This window comes from Kitasatospora sp. LaBMicrA B282, assembly GCF_050325825.1.
GTDB lineage: Bacteria > Actinomycetota > Actinomycetes > Streptomycetales > Streptomycetaceae > Kitasatospora.
The window spans coordinates 19688-35298 of the sequence record NZ_JBNQTI010000086.1; the positions used below are offsets into that span (position 1 = coordinate 19688).

General features: G+C 74.7%; 14 protein-coding genes. 6 read left to right on the plus strand and 8 right to left on the minus strand.

Going from position 1 to position 15611, the window contains the following annotated elements; translation table 11 throughout:
• Positions 1-4: 4 nt before the first annotated feature.
• The 3 genes from ACQRUO_RS22990 to ACQRUO_RS23000 form a co-directional block, all read right to left on the minus strand.
• Positions 5-2563 carry a tetratricopeptide repeat protein gene (locus tag ACQRUO_RS22990; protein WP_428317912.1) on the minus strand — a complete coding sequence of 853 codons (2559 nt, stop codon included), beginning with the start codon at positions 2561-2563 and terminating at the stop codon, positions 5-7.
• Between the two features lie 5 nt (positions 2564-2568).
• Positions 2569-3918: a hypothetical protein gene (locus tag ACQRUO_RS22995; RefSeq protein ID WP_428317913.1), complete on the minus strand. Its 1350-nt coding sequence runs from the start codon at positions 3916-3918 to the stop codon at positions 2569-2571.
• 151 nt (positions 3919-4069) lie between these two features.
• The gene (locus ACQRUO_RS23000) at positions 4070-5302 is read right to left on the minus strand and encodes a hypothetical protein (RefSeq protein WP_428317914.1); all 1233 of its coding nucleotides are present in this window, start codon (positions 5300-5302) and stop codon (positions 4070-4072) included.
• A 427-nt stretch (positions 5303-5729) separates the two neighbouring features.
• Here ACQRUO_RS23000 and ACQRUO_RS23005 point away from each other — a divergent pair, with 427 nt between their 5' ends.
• Positions 5730-6797 (plus strand): cytochrome c oxidase assembly protein, encoded by a 1068-nt coding sequence (locus ACQRUO_RS23005; protein WP_428317915.1) that lies wholly within the window; start codon positions 5730-5732, stop codon positions 6795-6797.
• Between the two features lie 102 nt (positions 6798-6899).
• Positions 6900-7481 (plus strand): nucleosidase, encoded by a 582-nt coding sequence (locus ACQRUO_RS23010; RefSeq protein ID WP_428317916.1) that lies wholly within the window; start codon positions 6900-6902, stop codon positions 7479-7481.
• Between the two features lie 34 nt (positions 7482-7515).
• On the opposite strand, the gene ACQRUO_RS23015 is transcribed toward ACQRUO_RS23010, so the two are convergent.
• On the minus strand, positions 7516-8397 hold the full coding sequence (locus ACQRUO_RS23015) for an NAD-dependent epimerase/dehydratase family protein (RefSeq protein WP_428317917.1): 882 nt from the start codon (positions 8395-8397) through the stop codon (positions 7516-7518).
• A gap of 73 nt (positions 8398-8470) precedes the next feature.
• Between ACQRUO_RS23015 and ACQRUO_RS23020 the strand changes: the two genes are divergently transcribed.
• Positions 8471-8995, plus strand: coding sequence for an Lrp/AsnC family transcriptional regulator (locus tag ACQRUO_RS23020; RefSeq protein WP_428317918.1), 525 nt, complete (start codon positions 8471-8473; stop codon positions 8993-8995).
• A gap of 116 nt (positions 8996-9111) precedes the next feature.
• Here ACQRUO_RS23020 and ACQRUO_RS23025 read toward each other — a convergent pair whose 3' ends face one another.
• The gene (locus ACQRUO_RS23025) at positions 9112-9903 is read right to left on the minus strand and encodes a ZIP family metal transporter (RefSeq protein ID WP_428317919.1); all 792 of its coding nucleotides are present in this window, start codon (positions 9901-9903) and stop codon (positions 9112-9114) included.
• Between the two features lie 254 nt (positions 9904-10157).
• Between ACQRUO_RS23025 and ACQRUO_RS23030 the strand changes: the two genes are divergently transcribed.
• The 3 genes from ACQRUO_RS23030 to ACQRUO_RS23040 all read left to right on the plus strand — a co-directional run bounded on the left by ACQRUO_RS23030 (position 10158) and on the right by ACQRUO_RS23040 (position 13104).
• Positions 10158-10805 carry a DUF4291 domain-containing protein gene (locus ACQRUO_RS23030; RefSeq protein ID WP_428317925.1) on the plus strand — a complete coding sequence of 216 codons (648 nt, stop codon included), beginning with the start codon at positions 10158-10160 and terminating at the stop codon, positions 10803-10805.
• Positions 10806-10932: 127 nt separating this feature from the next.
• Positions 10933-11550: a DedA family protein gene (locus tag ACQRUO_RS23035; RefSeq protein WP_428317920.1), complete on the plus strand. Its 618-nt coding sequence runs from the start codon at positions 10933-10935 to the stop codon at positions 11548-11550.
• A 207-nt stretch (positions 11551-11757) separates the two neighbouring features.
• Positions 11758-13104, plus strand: coding sequence for a hypothetical protein (locus ACQRUO_RS23040; RefSeq protein ID WP_428317921.1), 1347 nt, complete (start codon positions 11758-11760; stop codon positions 13102-13104).
• Between the two features lie 299 nt (positions 13105-13403).
• On the opposite strand, the gene ACQRUO_RS23045 is transcribed toward ACQRUO_RS23040, so the two are convergent.
• From ACQRUO_RS23045 to ACQRUO_RS23055, 3 genes are all read right to left on the minus strand, one after another.
• Entirely contained in the window at positions 13404-14000 is a 597-nt protein-coding gene (locus tag ACQRUO_RS23045; protein WP_428317926.1) for a DUF4865 family protein, read from the minus strand.
• A 13-nt stretch (positions 14001-14013) separates the two neighbouring features.
• On the minus strand, positions 14014-14613 hold the full coding sequence (locus ACQRUO_RS23050) for a TetR/AcrR family transcriptional regulator (RefSeq protein ID WP_428317922.1): 600 nt from the start codon (positions 14611-14613) through the stop codon (positions 14014-14016).
• A gap of 109 nt (positions 14614-14722) precedes the next feature.
• A partial coding sequence (locus ACQRUO_RS23055; RefSeq protein WP_428317923.1) for an N-acetylglucosamine kinase occupies positions 14723-15611 on the minus strand: 889 nt, incomplete at its 5' end.

A 15611-nucleotide genomic window follows, 5' to 3' on the forward strand; every position in this document is an offset into this window, starting at 1 on the left:
AGGCTCACACCCACGTCCGCGGTCGGGTGCGGTTGGCCAGCTCGACGAGTTCGATCCGGTCCTCGGACTTCTCGGCCAGCCGGGCCAGCGTCCGGTAGGAGCGTTCCAGGGCGAACCGCAGGTCGCGTTCGGCCGGGGGCAGCCCGAGCACTTCGACCGGGCCGCCGCCGGCGGCGCGGCCGGACAGGGTCCAGTCCAGCGCGGCCCGCAGCACCTCCACCGAGAGCTCCTCGCGCCGCCGGTCGTCCAGCCCGAGCGCGGTGAGCTGGGCGGAGCTGGCGCTCAGCGTCTCGCCGTGCAGCTCGGCGCCGCTCTGCTGGCGCAGCCGGGCGCGGATCCCGGCGATCCGGGCGGCGGTGTAGTGGCTGGAGGTCTCCGGCACCGACTCCAGGGCGACCACCGCGGCCGGCCGGTCGGCGGCGGCCAGGTGGACCCGGGCCAGGCCGAAGGCGGCGCTGACGTAGCCGTGGTCGGCGGTCCAGACCAGGCGGTAGAACTCGGCCGCGTCCTCGTGCTGGCCGAGCAGTTCGGCACAGACGGCCAGGGCCAGCTTGGGGGCCGCCTCGCCCGGGAAGGCGTCGTAGATCGCGTCGAAGGCCGCCGCGGCGGCCTCGGTGAGCGCCCGGACCTGGCCGGTGCCGGCCGCGCCGGCGGCCGCCAGCTGGGACAGCCCGCGGTACCAGACCACCCGCCAGTCGTCGCCGTGGTCGGTCTGCAGCTCGGCCAGCGCCTGCTCGGCCGCGGTGTGCTCGCCCAGCTCGATCCGGGCCCGCAGCTCGCGCAGCCGGCACTCGACCGAGTTGGCCGGGGCGCCCTGCAGCGCGGCGAGCACGTCGCCGGGGTCGTTGGCCATCAGGGCGGCCAGGAAGCCGGCGCTGGGGTCGGTCGGGTCGACCCGGGGGACCGGCAGGGCGAGCGCGGCGGCGGCCGCGTCCAGCGGCACCAGGCTCGGCACGCCGGGCGCCGGGGCGCTCCCGTCGGTGACCAGCTCGGTGTCCACCACCCGCAGTTCGGGGCCGAACAGGGTCGACAGGGCGGGCCGGGGCCGGCCGTCCTTGAGGGCCAGGATCTCCCGCAGCACGCCGGTCAGCTGGTCGGCCATCTCCTCCGCGGACCCGAACCGGCGGCTCGGGTCGGGGTCGGTGGCGCGGACCAGCACCCGGTAGAAGGACTCGTACTCGGCGAAGACCGGCACCTGCTCGGGGCCGGGCAGCTCGTCCACCCAGGTGGTGTTGTAGCCCTGGAAGTCGAAGGTGAGCACGGCCAGGGTGCGGGCCACCGTGTACAGGTCGGAGGCGGCGGAGGGGCCGTCGGTGGCGATCTCCGGGGCCTGGTAGCCGACGGTGCCGTAGATCGCGCCGTCGTCGTTGACGTGGCGCACCGCGCCCATGTCGATGACCTTGAGCGAGTCCTCGCTCTGGATCACGTTGTCGATCTTGAAGTCGCAGTAGATCAGCCCGCGGCCGTGCAGGTAGCCGAGGGCCGGCAGCGCCTCCAGCGCGTAGGCGATGGCCTGCTCCACCGGCAGCGGCTCGCGCCGCCCGTCCGGGGTGCGGCGCTCGTTGGCGATGTCCTTGAGCGACTTGCCGCCAACGTACTCCATCACGATGTAGCCGTCGACCGACCCGCTGCGCAGGTCCGGGTGCTCGACGAAGTTGATGATCCGGACGATGTTCGGGTGGTCCACCTCGGCCAGGAACCGCCGCTCGGCGATCGCCGCCGCCAGCGCGTCCTCGTCCCCGGTGTCCAGCAGGCCCTTGAGCACCACCCAGCGGTCCGAGACCCGACGGTCCACCGCGAGGTAGATCCAGCCCAGACCGCCGTGCGCCAGGCAGCCGAGCACCTCGTACTGCCCGCCGACCAGGTCGCCGCGCTGCAGCTTGGGGCTGAAGGAGTAGGCGGTGCCGCAGTTGGTGCAGAAGCCGTCCGGGCGGCCGGGGCGGCCGTTCTTCTCCCGGCCCACCGGCTTCTCGCAGCTGGAGCAGAACCGCTTGCGCTCGGGCACCTCGGGGTTGGCCAGCACCGCCTGGGCCGGATCGGCCTTCGGCACGGTCGGCACCGTGACCAGACCGGCGCCGAGCCGGGGCCGGCCGGCAGTGGAGCCGGTGGACTTGCTGCTGCGCACCGAGACCGAGCCGCGGGTGCCGGTCCGGGTGGAGCGGTGCGAGCGGGAGCGCCCGGACATCGAGCGCGAGCCGGTGCGGCTGGAGGGCACCGAGCGGACCGAGGAGGAGTCGGGGGCCTGCCGGGCCGCGGGGACCTGCCCGGTGGCGGCGCCGCCGGTGCCTGCGCCGGCCTCCGGGGCCAGGCCGCACTCGTCGCAGAAGCCGTCCGCGTCGATCGTCCCCGAGCAGCCGGTGCGCCCGCAGGCACTGCCGGGGCCCGGAGCCTGACCGCCCGCCGACTGACCGCTCGCCAGTTGACCACCCGCCGGCTGGGCACCGGTCGACACCTGACCGGTGCCGCCGGCCGCCGCCACCGGGGCCAGCCCGCACTCGGAGCAGTACCCGTCAGCGTCGATCACGCCGCCGGAGCAGTCCGGCCGCACACACGCTTCGCCCATCGCCCTCAATCCCCCTGTCCGTCATGTACCCGCGCGTCCCGCGGGCCTGCCGCCGGACGAAGCGCCTGCTGGAACCTCGCCACCGCCGCCGCTGCCGCGCGCAGATCGCACGGGGCGCTCCACAGCAGCCAGCGGGCCTTCTCGTACCGCTCGATCACCTCGGGGTCCTCGGCCACGCCGAGCCGGGCGGCCATCGCCTTGTAGGCGTCCAGCCGGCCGCGCAGTTCGGCCCGCACCGCGAGCGGCGCGGTCACCTCGGTGAGCGACTGCCGGGCCCGGGCCAGCTCCTGGGAGGCCTGCTCCTCGAGCGCGTCCAGCAGCGGCGCCAGCCGGTGCCAGAGCCCGTTCTGCCGCAGCTCGGCCGCCTGGTGCACGCCGTCGCGCAGCGCGGCCAGCGGCCCCGGCACGGCCGGTACCTCGGTGGCGGCGATCTTCGCCAACACCTCGCCGCGGGCCTGCCGGGCCTCGCCCAGCGTGGCGTCGGCGCGCCGCAGCAGGTCGGCGACCTGGTGCAGCCGCTCGTCCGCCTCGTCGCGCAGCCGCAGCAGCTGCTCCAGCTCGACCCGGACCGCGTCCAGGGCCCGCCCGGCATGGTCGAACCGTTCGGTGTCCACCTCGCCGGCCGCGGCCGCCTGGGCGGCGGCCACGCTGCCCGCACCCTCCCGGCCGCGCTGGGCCGGCACCCGGGCCGGGCGCCAGAGCGCCAGCGGATCGGCGATCACCTCGGCCCGCAGCGCGGTCAGCTGCTGCTCCAGCAGCTGCAGCTCGTCGCCGAGCGGGTGCTGGCCGGCCCGCACGCCGACCGAGGCGGCCAGCGAGGCCACCCGGCGCAGCTCGGCGAGCAGCAGGTCGATCCGGGCGGGCAGCGCCGACCAGACCGCGTCGGCCGCGCTGACCACCTCGAGCACGGTGGCGTACCAGTGGTTCATCCGGTCCAGCAGGTCGCCGAGGCTGATCTGCTCGACCAGCCGGGCCGGCCCGGTCAGCCGCAGCGCGGCGTCCGGCAGCTGCCCGCCGGAGACGGTGACCGCCGGGCCGCGCAGCAGCTCGGTCAGCTCGGCCAGCTCCGGCGTGCTGGGGCGCACCCGGCGCGAACGCACGGCGCGCGCGGCGGCCAGCGCCTCCGAGTAGCGGTCGAAGAACGACCAGAGCAGGGCCAGGCCCTGCTCGGCCACCTTCCAGCGCTCCTCGGTGCGCCCGGACAGGGCCGCGCCCTCCAGCAGGCGCCGGCCGGGGTGGTCCTGGAGCGCGAGCAGCGCCGACTCCACGGCCTCGCGTTCGGCGCTCAGCCGGGCCAGCTCACGGTCCACCTCCTCCCGGCTCAGCACCGGGCCAGCGGATCCTGTCAACGCCACGCCCTTCTCTCCTCGGTCCTCGTTCGGTGGTCGCAGCCGGTCCGGCTGCGACCGGTCGGCTCTGATCGGTCCGCGGTGAACCTACCCCTCGGCCTGATAGCGGGTCACGGCAGGTGGGTCGCCCCCACTGATCTTGATGCCTTCCATACGCTCACCGGTACTCCGCCAGGCGCCGGCCGACCCCGAGCACCACCCCGGCCGCACCGAGCAGGCTGAGCACGCCGGTGGCCCAGATCACGGTGCCGGTGGCGTCCTTGCCGCGCTGCGCCGCGCTCTGGAAGGTGGCCTGCTCGACCGTCACCGCCTTGGTCAGGGCGTCGTCCAGCGCCTGGTAGTCCGGTGCCGCGCTGGGGTTGCCGCTGCCGACGGTCTCGTTGAGCGCGGTGTCGTAGTCGCCGCTGTTGTTCGCCTTGTCGGCGGTCGTGTGGTCCTTGGTCCACTGGGCGAACTGGTCGCGGGCCTGCTGCAGGTCCTCGGTCGCGCCGGCGGGCGCCAGCTGCTGGGCGCTGGCCAGCTCCTGCGAGTCGGCCGTGACGTCGGTCCCCCACTGGTCCGCGTACTGGGTGGTGGCGCCGCGGGCCACCAGGTTGAGGTTCTCCGCGGTGCGGGCCTTGATCGAGGCCTGCTGGGCCTGGTCCAGCACGGCCAGCGGGGCCGCGCCGTGCGTCCTGCTGTCCGCCAGCGCGGAGTCGGCGGACGTCACGCCGGCGGTCAGCCAGGCCAGGGTGGCCAGCAGCGCGGCGGTGGCGCTCAGCAGGCCCGGGTTGAACACCCGGTTGGTGCGCCGGAACAGCCGCAGCTGCACCCAGCCCAGGCCGGCCAGCAGCAGCGCCCCCAGCACGTAGGCCGCCCACGGGGTGCTCTGCGCGGCCCCGTAGTCGCGGTCCAGCCGGCCCTGTTCGGCGGTGCCCAGCTGCTGCGCGGTCGGCAGCAGCTGGGTCTGCATCGCGTTGGAGGCGTACCGCAGGTAGGCGGCGCCGAGCGGCAGGCCCTGCCGGTCGTCGGTCTTGGCGGTCTCCACCAGGCCGGCGTAGTCGGGCAGCTGCTGGTTGAGCTGCTCGATGCTGGTCTGCGCCTGGTCGTTGCCGACGCTCTGGGCGGCGGCCCGGGTGAGCAGCTGGGCGGCGTCCGACAGGTCCTTCTGGTACTTCTGCTGCAGTTCCTGCGGCTCGTTGCCGGCCAGCAGGAAGCCCTGCGCGGCGGTGGTGTCGGCGTCCGCCAGCGAGCGGTAGATCTGGGCCGCGGTCTGGTCGAGCGGCTGGCTGTGCGTCAGCACCTGGTCGGCGGCGCTGCTGCGGTCGGCCACCTGCCAGCCGGTCAGCGCGCCGAAGCCGAGCACCAGCAGCACCAGCGCGACGCCGGTCAGCCGCAGCTGCCCGGGCACGGTGCGGGCCGCGGCCCGCCACTGCTCGAGCCGGCGGCTCCAGGCGGACCGCCCGGGACCCGTCGGCGGTGAACCCGGTTGCTGTGGACCCGTCGGCTGTGGAACCGGCTGTGCATTCGCCGGCGGTGTCCCACCGCCCGGCCCCGACGGCACCGCCGCCGACACGTGAGTCGCCACCCCGCCCCACCCTCCCCGAGGCGCCCCGACGGTCGGGATCGCCCAACTGCCAGCAGTATGGCCACCGGCTCCGACGGCCACACGTGACTTGCGCCAAGACGCGAGTGCACCTTAATGCGGTTCCGTGACGGGACGCCTCCGCGGACGGCCGGCCGCCCGGCGCGCCGGTGCCCCGCTGCCGGTGATCGACTACCCGTCGGCCATGATGGCCCGGTAGGCGCCGCACCCGGCGGAGCATGGAGCGCGAACGATGCAGAGCACAGCACAGATGAGCCCGGTCCTGCTGGCCCAGGCCGCCGGCTACCACGGCCCGCCGGCCTGGCAGTGGTCCGACCTGGCCACCTCGTGGACCGCCGAGCCGGTGGTGCTGGCGCTCTGCGCCCTGCTCGGCGGCGGCTACCTGCTCGGTCTGCGCACCCTGGCCCGGTCCGGGCAGCGCTGGCAGCCCACCCGCACGCTGGCCTTCTTCGGCGGCCTGCTGCTGTGGATCTGGGTCACCTGCTCGGGGATCGGGGTGTATGAGCGGATCCTGTTCACCGACCGCGCGGTGCAGGTGGTCCTGCTGCTGATGCTGGTCCCGCTGCTGATCGCGCTCGGCGCGCCGGTCTCGCTGCTGGTGGAGGCCGCACCGCCGGCCCGCCGGGAGCGGATCCTCCGGGCGCTGCGCAGCCGGCCGTCCAAGCTGCTGATGTTCCCGGCGGTCTCCACCGCCCTGCTGATGGCCCCGCCGTGGCTGCTCTACTTCACCCCCTGGTACGAGAAGAGCCTGAGCAGCGGCGCCTGGAACATCGGCCTGCACGTCTCGCTGGTGCTGCTCGGGCTGGCCTACTTCTGGCCGCGGCTGCAGCTGGACCCGGTCGGGCACGAGTACCCGCACCTGCTCGGCCTCTTCATCACCTTCGCCGAGGTGATCTTCGACGCGGCGCTCGGCATCGTGCTGATCTACGGCGGTCACATCGTCGCCGAGCACTACTACGTGGCGCTGGGCCGGCCCTGGGGCCCGAGCATCGCGCAGGACCAGACCTGGGGCGGCAACAGCCTCTGGGTGCTGGGCGACCTGGTCGGCCTGCCGTTCCTGTGCGCGCTGATCCGTCGGATGATCGTGGAGGGGCGCGCCGAGACGGCCGCGGTGGACGCCGCACTGGACGCGCAGTTCGCGGCCGCGGCGGCCAAGGCCGCGGCCACTGCGGCCACCGTGGGCGAGCCGGGCGCGGCGGACGGCGAGGGCGCCGAGGGTGCCGCGCCGGTCGAGGCGGAGGTCGGCCTGCGCCCCTGGTGGCTGGACGACCCCAACCTGAAGCACCGCTTCGGCGGCTGAACGGCGACTCGCCGACCGAATGGCGCTTCGACGGCCGAAGGGCGTTTCGGCGGCTGAACGGCGGTTCGACCGCCGCACCGCGGCCGCGGCTACGATCACCGCATGCAGCTGATCGGAACCGTCGCCCCGCACCGCCCGCTCCTGGTCCTGGCCGTCCCGGAGGAGGCCGCCCACCTCGGCACCGACCTGCCGGTGCTGCTCACCGGCATCGGCAAGGTGAACGCCGCGGCCGCGCTGGCCACCGTGCTGGCGAGCGGTCCGCGCCCGACCGAGGTGGTCAACCTGGGCACCGCCGGCGCGCTGCGCGCGGGGCTGGACGGGAAGATCCACCAGGTCGCCACCGTGCTGGAGCACGACCTGGACACCTCGGTGCTGGCCGCGCTCACCGGCCGCAGCCAGGGCGGCCCGCTCACCGTGGCCGAGGCCGGGCTGACCCTGGCCACCGGCGACCTCTTCGTCTCCGAGCCGGGGGCCCGGGCGCGGCTGGCCGAGCTGGCCGACCTGGTGGACATGGAGGGCTACGCGCTGGCCAGTGTGGCGCAGCGGGTCGGGGTGCCGGTGCGGCTGGTCAAGTACGTCAGCGACCAGGCCGGCGAGGGCGCGGACCGGGCCTGGCGGGACTCGGTGGACGACTGCGCCCGGCACCTGGCGGCCTGGGTGCACGCCGAGCTCGGCGAGCGCTGACGGCGCATCGGGTGGCGTGCGGCCGGCCGGCGTCTCAGTGCGCGGCGCGGGCCTGCGCGAGCACGCCGGGCAGCCAGTCGGTGACCGTGCCGAAGCGGTAGCCGAGCCGCTCGGCCCGGGCGTTGTCCATCGCGTAGTGCCGCTCGAAGGAGAACGGTGAGGCGCCGCCCGTTGCCGCCGCCGCTGCTGCCCAGACCGGCTCGCCGCCGATCAGCGCGCAGAGCCCGGTGACGTCCAGCTCGCCGTGCGAGCAGGCGTTGACCGGGCCGGTGAACTCCTGCCCGGCCACCCAGAGCAGGAAGTCGGCGATCTCCTGGTACGCGATGAAGGTGGCCGGCCGGCTCTCGGGGTGCACCGCGATCGGCGCACTGGTGCGCAGCCGGGTCAGGTAGTGGTCCAGCCGGCCGGTGAAGTCGGCCGCGCCGCCGCCGAGCACGTGGGCGCAGCGCACCGCGACGTACGGCAGGCCCGGCGTCTGCGCGAAGACCGCCTCGGCCTGCCGTTTGCCCTCGGCGTAGGCGGCCGCCGGGTCGGCGGGCAGCTCGAAGGTGAGCGGGTGGCGGGCGGCGTCGAAGGCCTCCTCGGGCAGCGGGTCGGCCGCGTCCAGCGCGCTGTACACCTCGACGCTGGAGGTCAGCACGTAGCGCCCGGTGCGGCCGGCGAAGACCCGGTGGGCCAGCGCCGCCGTGGTCGGGTCCGAACAGACCTGGTCGATCACCACGTCGAACCGGCGGTCGCCGAGCGCGGCGGTCAGCGCCGCCTCGTCGTTCCGGTCCGCGGTCAGCTGCTCGACCCCGGGCGGCGCCGCCGCCGAGCCGCGGTTGACCACGGTGACCGCCCAGCCGGCGTCCCGCAGCCGCTCCAGCAACCGCCGGCCGAAGTACCGGCTGCCGCCGATCACGCACACCGTCGGCATCTCCAACTCCCCTGTCGTCGTTCCGTGCTGGTGTAAGTTTCGCCTGGTCAGCGGGCTAGTTGAAGGGGAAGTCATGGGGGATCGGGCCGTCACGCCGAAAGATCACGGCCGTTCGCGGCCCGCGGCCGAGGATTCCGCGGCGGGCCTCGACCAGGTCGACCGGAAGCTGCTCGCGCTGGTCCAGACCGAGGGGCGGATCACCCTCAGCGAGCTGGGGCGGCGGGTGCGGATGAGCCCGGCGGCGGTCGGCGAGCGGATCCGGCGGCTGGAGCAGCGCGGGGTGATCACCGGGTACGCCGCCACCGTCGCGCCCGCGCTGCTCGGCTACGCGATCCAGGCCTACGTCCGGCTCGCCCCGCACGGCGGCCTGACCCTGTGCCACTTCCGCACCCAGGAGCTGATCGACCGCCCGGAGGTGCTGGAGGTGCACCACGTGGTCGGCGAGGACTGCTGGCTGCTGCGGATCGCGGTGCGGGACACCGGGCACCTGGAGGAGCTGCTGGAGCGGCTCTCCTCGCTCGGGCGCACCACCACCTCGGTGCTGCTCTCCTCGCCGGTGCCGGGCCGGGTGCTGCGACCGGCGGACGAGATCGACTGACGCGGGAACGCTTGAGGGGGCGCCGAATCGGCGCCCCCCTCAAGCATCGGGTCCTGCGTGCGGTCCCGCGTTCGGACTCGCGTGCGGTCCCGCGGTCGATCACGCCCCGCGGTCGATCACGCCCCGCCGGCGGTGACCACCGCGTCGGTGGCGAAGCCGAGCAGCACGCCGGCCAGGATCAGCCAGGTGGTCAGCTCCTTCATGTTGGCCCGGCGGGCCACCGAGAGCAACTCGATGACGACGTAGAGGATCGAGCCGGCCGCCAGGCCCAGGAAGGCGATGCTCAGCTTGTCGTTCACCAGGTGCTGGCCGACCAGGGTGCCGGCGAAGGTCGGGCCGCCGCCGATCAGGCCGAGCAGGCCGAGGCTGCCCCAGGACGGCCGGGTGCCCTCGGCGGCCAGCGGCGCGACGATGCCGAAGCCCTCGGTGGCGTTGTGCAGGCCGAAGCCGATGATCAGCAGCACGGCCAGCGAGATCTCGCCGCGGGCGGCGGAGTTGCCGATCGCCAGGCCCTCGGCGAAGTTGTGCAGGCCGATGCCGACCGCGATCATCATCGCCAGCTCGGCCGCGCCGGCCTTGCCGCCCTCGGCGCCCGCCGCCTTGGCCCGGCGCCGGGCGTTCCAGCGGTCGTAGTAGACCAGTCCGACCAGGCCCACGCCGAGCCCGGCGGCCAGCACCAGGGCGCCGCTGACCGCGGTGCCCCAGTGCTTGTCGGTCAGGGCGGCGTCGGTCGGGTCCCAGGCGTGCGTCAGCACGTCCCAGACCAGGAAGATCAGGATGCCGATGGCCAGGGCGTTCAGGCCGGCCCGCAGGCGGGGCGCCGGGTTGCGGAGCCGTCCGATCGGCAGGCCGAGGTAGATGGTGAAACCAGCGATGGCCCCGAGGAGGGTGATCTGGCCGCTGGACATGAAGGCTCCGGTGGGGTCGGGAGGAGGGTCTCGACCGCAGACAGTAAGGCAGGCAAGGCTCACCTAACAAGCCGTCGCGCCCAAGGTCTCGGCTACGCAACGGGGGCATCACGTGGAGATTCCCGATGTCCCATGGGGAGCCCAAGTTCACCCCAACTCCGGCCCTGGTGGGGGCGGGCGGGGGACCCCGTGAAAACCTGGCGCGCCGCGGGCGCCGGTCCGGGCAGACTGACCCCGTGCAGAACCCGAACCCCATCGCCGCCGACCCGGCGTTCGACTCCGCCGCCGACTCCGGCACCCCGCCGCTGCGCCAGATCCGCGCGGCCCACACGGCAGAGACCGTGACGGTCTACCAGGCCTACCGGCCGGAGATCGGGCTGCCCACCGTCCGGGACCAGGCGTTCCCGGAGGCCTGGAGCCGCAGCCGGATGACCTGGATCAAGCCGAGCTTCCGCTGGATGATGTACCGCTGCGGGTACGCCGCCAAGGAGGGCCAGGAGGTGGTGCTGGCCCTGGAGATCAGCCGGGCCGGCTTCGAGGAGGCGCTGGCGCAGGCGGTGCTCTCGCACTACGACCGCGACGTGCACCCCGACCGGGCGACCTGGGCGCGGCAGCTGAAGGAGAGCACGGTCCGGGTGCAGTGGGACCCCGAGCGGGACCTGGACTTCAATCCGCTGCCCTACCGCTCGCTCCAGCTGGGCCTGGCCGGCCGGGCCACCCGCGACTACGCGGACCACTGGCTGCGCGCGGTGCACGACGTGACGCCGCTCGCCCACGAGGTGGGCCGGCTGGTCCGGGCCGGCGACCGGGCCGCGGCCGCTGCGCTGTTGCCGGTCGAGGCGCCGTACCCGCTGCTCGCCGAGGCGACCGCCCGGGAGCTGCGGATCTCGCCGCTCCGGTAGTGGCCGGTGGTCGGAGCCCGCAGCCCCGGTGGTCGAGGGGTGCGGCGGGCGGGGCCCGCCCGGCTGGTGCGCGGGTGGGCCGCCGCTACCGTGGAGGGGTGGGGGTCCGGCGAAAGGAGCGGCCGCCTTGGGCTCGATCACCCACTGGCTCGGCGGGCTCTCCGGCCCCGTGGTGTACGCGGTGGTGGCCGCACTGGTCTTCGCCGAGGACGCGCTCTTCGTCGGCTTCGTGCTGCCCGGCGAGACCGCGGCGGTGCTCGGCGGCACCATCGCGGCCGCGCACCGCGGGGTGAGCCTGCCGGTGCTGATGGCGGTGGTGGTGCTCGCGGCGGTGCTGGGGGACACCGCCGGGTACGCGGTGGGGCGGTACTTCGGGCCGAAGCTGCTGGCCAGCCGTCCCGCGGTGCGGCACCAGGGCAAGCTGGACCGGGCCCGGGCGTTCATCCGCGACAGGGGCCCGGCGGCGGTCTTCTTCGGCCGCTTCGTCGCGCTCTTCCGGGCCCTGGTGCCCACCCTGGCCGGCGTCTCCCGGATGCCCTACGGCCGGTTCCTGCTGTTCAACGCCGCCGGTGGCCTGCTCTGGGGCGTCGGCTACACCCTGCTCGGCTTCGCCGCCGGCACCGCCTACGCCCGGGTGGAGCACCTGGTGGGCACGGTGCTCGCGGTGGTGGTCGGCGCGCTGGTGCTACTGGCGATCGGCGTCTGGGCCTGGCGCCGCCGGCAGCGGGAGCGGGAGCAGAAGTGACGGGCGCCGCCTGAACTCCGGCTTCCACTAGGCAGTCTGACGTTCTGTCAAGCCAATGGCGAAGTGTCGACATTGTTCCCGTCCCGGTTGACGCGCTCCCCGGCGGCCGGTTGGCTCGTGGCGTTCGCCCGTCAGTCCGTAGGTCCGTACGTCCGTCAGTCCGTACATCCGTCGGCCGCCCGGGGGCGGCCACCTGGGAGGGGAACCATGCTCGGACTCGACCGTGCCAAACTCCTGACCGCCGCGGGCGCCTGCGCCGCGGCCGCCGTGCTCGCCGGTGCCGGCGCGGCACCCGCCGGTGCGGCGGCGCCCGACGCCGCGCCGCCCACCGCCGTCCAGGTCTGCCTGGCACCCGGCGGGGCGCAGCCCGACAAGGCGAGCTACCCCGACCAGCTCAGCGCCGACGGCCGCTACCTGCTGTTCGACTCGCCCGCCGACAACCTCACGCCGCAGGGCAACAACGGCCAGGGCGGGATCTACCGCTGCGACCTGCGCACCGGCCGCATCGTCCGGGTCGACCTGACCGACGCCGGCGCCCAGCCGGACGGGATCAGCTACGACGGCTCCATCAGCGCCGACGGCCGCTACGTCGCCTTCACCTCCTACGCCGACGACCTGGTCCCCGGCACCACCAAGGGCGTCTCCAACGTCTACCTGCACGACCTTCGCACCGGCCGCACCCGACTGGTCAGCGCCGGCGACCGCAGCAAGCCGGAGGTCGGCGACAGCGCCCAGCCGAGCATCAGCGCCGACGGCCGGTACGTCGCCTACGGCTCCAGCCGCGCCGACCTGGTGCCGGGGGACACCAACCAGGTGCAGGACGTCTTCGTGTTCGACCGCTGCACCGGCACAACCGTGCGGGTCTCGGTGCACAGCGACGGCGGTCAGGCCACCCTCTCCTCGTTCCGCCCGCAGATCAGCGCCGACGGCTCCCGGGTCATCTTCAACTCCCGGGACTGGACCCTCGGCGGACCCACGCCGACCCCGACCCCGACCCCGGCCGCGCCGCAGGACATCCGACTGCCCCGCTTCTACCCCTACTACCTGCACGACCTGCGTACCGGCGCGACCACCGTGGCCAGCGTCGAACCCGACGGCACGGTGGCCGCAGCCACCCGAGGCTCGCTCAGCGCCGACGGCCGCTACCTGGTCTTCACCTCCCTGGACAACGACTTCCGCGCCCCCAGCCAGGTCCTGGTCCGCGACCTGCGCACCGGCACCACCACGGTGGCCGCCGCGGGCGACCGGGACGCCGACGAGATCGGCCTGACCGCCGACGGCCACTACGCCTACTTCTCCTCCACCGCCGACAACCTGCTCCCCGGCGGCGCCACCCAGGCGCTCTCCTTCTACCGCTACGACCTGCACACCGCCACCACCGACCGGATCTACCAACTCCCCGCCGGCTCGGCCACCGCCACCGCCGGCATCGCAACCTCCATCGACGCCACCGGCCACACCCTGGCCCTCGGCCTGGACCCGACCGTCCTCACCCCCACCCTCACCCCGGACCCGGGCGGACAACTCTTCACGGTCCGCCTGCCCCGCCACTGACGCCGGCGCGGCAAAGCCCGTGGCATCGTGCCATCGGTCCGCCCCGGGCAGTGATATAGGGGCATGCTTTATAGAAGTAGAACCCTATATTTCCGGGTGCGGGAAGTGATTGTGGACCAACCCACCGAGATGTTCGACCGCGAGTACGAGTGGGCGGCCCTGACCCGGTCCATCACCGATGACCAGCCCGGCGCGGCGCCGGATTCAACGACAAGGCCCGGCTGGCCGCGGCTGCGTCCGGCGACATCCGGCTCGTCGATCCGGTCATGCTGTACGGCTGGACGTGATCCGGACCGCTGTCACCAGGCCCGGCCCTCCGGCAGGGCGTCCAGGTCCGGGGTGGAGACGTGGAGCACCTCGAAGCACTCGGCGGTGGCCGCCTCCTCGGGCGGGACCGGGGTGGACCAGAGGGTGAAGCGGACCAGGTGCCAGGTGTGCGGGTCGAGGACGAGGGCGGCGGTGTGCAGGGTGGGGTGGCCGGCCAGGTCGGCCAGGGCGGCGAGTTCGCGGTCGATCAGGGCCTGGCCGTCGGTGCCGTCGGTGGCGGGTGGGAAGGGGATCACCCGGCGGGCGGCGGTGGTGGGCTGTGCGGTGCGGGCGGGGCCGGCGGTGGTGGCCAGGCTGGTCCAGGAGTGGACCGGGATCCGGCCGGCGAAGTCGGCGATCCGGCCGAAGCGGTCGGCGCTCGTCAGGAAGTGGGCCATCGCGGCCGCGTCGTGCCAGAGGTAGAAGAGCGCGTACTGGTTGACCGGTGAGCCGGCCACGCCGCGTTCGCGCCAGAGGTAGGCCTTGAGGCCGAGGCCCGGCAGGTCGTCGTAGACGTGCCGGATGCCGAGGATCCGCTCCCGGAAGGCGGCCATGTCGTAGTCGGCGGGCAGGGTCAACGAGTACTGCATCGCCTGCACCGGCTCAGCTCCGTCGCTCGGCGGTGGGGCCGGCGGCGGCGAGCAGGCCGAGCACGCCGTCGACGGCGGCGGTGAAGGGCGCGGTCTCGTCGGCCGCGCGGGCCAGCACGTAGCCGCCCTGGAGGACGGCGACGATGGTGGCGGCGGTGGCCGCCGGGTCCAGGGCGGGGGTGAACTCCCCGGCGGCGCGGCCCTCGGCGAGCAGGTCGGTGAAGCGGCCGCGCAGCCAGTCGAAGGTCTCCTCGACCGGCCGGCGCAGCGTCGGGTCGGCCATCACTTCGGGGTCCTGGGTGAGCCGGCCGACCGGGCAGCCCTTGAGCACGTCGCGCTCGCGGCGCAGGTAGGCGGTGATCCGGTCCAGTGCGGTGCCGGGTGCGTCCAGTTGGGCCTCGCCCTTGGTGCGCAGTTCGGCCGCGGTGCGGGAGATCGCGGCCAGCGCCAGGTCCGGCTTGCCGTCGAAGTGGTGGTACATACTGCCCTGGCCGACCCCGGAGCGCTGCTGGATCGCCTTCGGGCTGGTGCCGACGTAGCCGCGCTCCCAGAGCAGCTCGCGGGTGCTCTCGATCAGGCGTTCCGCGGCGCTCGCGCGGTCGGTGGTGGTCATACGAGGAAGCGTACATACCAGTAGGTACAGGGGGCAAGGGAGAAGGGGAGGAGGGGAGAGGGGGAGCAGGGGGGAGGCCGCCGAGCGGGGCAGACTCCGCCCCCTCCTCCTACGCCGCCACCGGGCTCGCGCCGCCGTACGTGGCGCGCAGGCGGTGCTGGGCCGCCGGTCCGCCGCCGAGGCCGGCGGTGGCCAGGTGGTCGAGGCCGAGCAGGGCCGCGCCCAGGACCGGCGGGGCGGTGACGATCCGGGGGCGGGCCTGCGGGGCGGTGCCGTGCAGCCGGGCGGCCAGGTTGTCCAGCAGCAGCGGGTGCCCGGCCGCCAGTACCCCGCCGCCGAGCACCAGCGGGACCGGGGTGTCCAGCAGGTCCAGCCGGGTGAGCGCGACCGTGGCCAGCCGGGCGATCTCGTCGGCCTGGCGGTCGATCAGCGCCAGGGCCGCGGGGTCGTCCTGCTCGGCACAGGCGAAGATCAGCGGCACCACCTCGTGGAGCCGTTCCCGGGGCAGTTCGGCCAGGTGCATCGCCTCGGCCACCGCTGTGGCGCTGCGCTGCCCGAAGTGGCCGGCGATCGCGGCGGCCAGCGCGGTGGCCGGGCCGCGCCCGTCCTCCGCCCGGGCGGCGTGCCACATGGCCTCGGCGGCCAGCCCCTGGCCGCCGCCCCAGTCGCCGGTGAGCTGGCCCAGTGCGGGGAAGCGCGCGGTGCGGCCGTCCGGCAGCAGGCCCGCGCAGTTGATCCCGGCGCCGCAGACCACGGCCACGCCGAACGGGCGGTCGGTGCCGGCCCGGAGCAGTCCGAAGGTGTCGTTGGCGACGGCGACCGTGCGGCCCCAGCCGTGCGCGGCCAGCGCCTGCTCCAGCCGCTGCTCCTCCACCGGCAGGTCGGCGTTGGCCAGGCAGGCCTGCACGTGCTCGACGGGCAGCGCGCCGATCGAGGAGCCGGCGGCCGCGGCGGCCGCCGCGACCAGCGGCGCCAGGGCGGCGACCGCCGCCTCGGGC

What these genes read in the sequence shown, in the direction of transcription:
- ACQRUO_RS23010 (WP_428317916.1), top strand. Translation starts at nt 6,900, where the DNA reads ATGCAGCTGATCGGAACCGTCGCCCCGCACCGCCCGCTCCTGGTCCTG.
- ACQRUO_RS23045 (WP_428317926.1), bottom strand. Translation starts at nt 14,000, where the DNA reads ATGCAGTACTCGTTGACCCTGCCCGCCGACTACGACATGGCCGCCTTC.
- ACQRUO_RS22990 (WP_428317912.1), bottom strand. Translation starts at nt 2,563, where the DNA reads ATGGGCGAAGCGTGTGTGCGGCCGGACTGCTCCGGCGGCGTGATCGAC.
- ACQRUO_RS23050 (WP_428317922.1), bottom strand. Translation starts at nt 14,613, where the DNA reads ATGACCACCACCGACCGCGCGAGCGCCGCGGAACGCCTGATCGAGAGC.
- ACQRUO_RS23020 (WP_428317918.1), top strand. Translation starts at nt 8,471, where the DNA reads ATGGGGGATCGGGCCGTCACGCCGAAAGATCACGGCCGTTCGCGGCCC.
- ACQRUO_RS23040 (WP_428317921.1), top strand. Translation starts at nt 11,758, where the DNA reads ATGCTCGGACTCGACCGTGCCAAACTCCTGACCGCCGCGGGCGCCTGC.
- ACQRUO_RS23025 (WP_428317919.1), bottom strand. Translation starts at nt 9,903, where the DNA reads ATGTCCAGCGGCCAGATCACCCTCCTCGGGGCCATCGCTGGTTTCACC.
- ACQRUO_RS23015 (WP_428317917.1), bottom strand. Translation starts at nt 8,397, where the DNA reads ATGCCGACGGTGTGCGTGATCGGCGGCAGCCGGTACTTCGGCCGGCGG.
- ACQRUO_RS23005 (WP_428317915.1), top strand. Translation starts at nt 5,730, where the DNA reads ATGCAGAGCACAGCACAGATGAGCCCGGTCCTGCTGGCCCAGGCCGCC.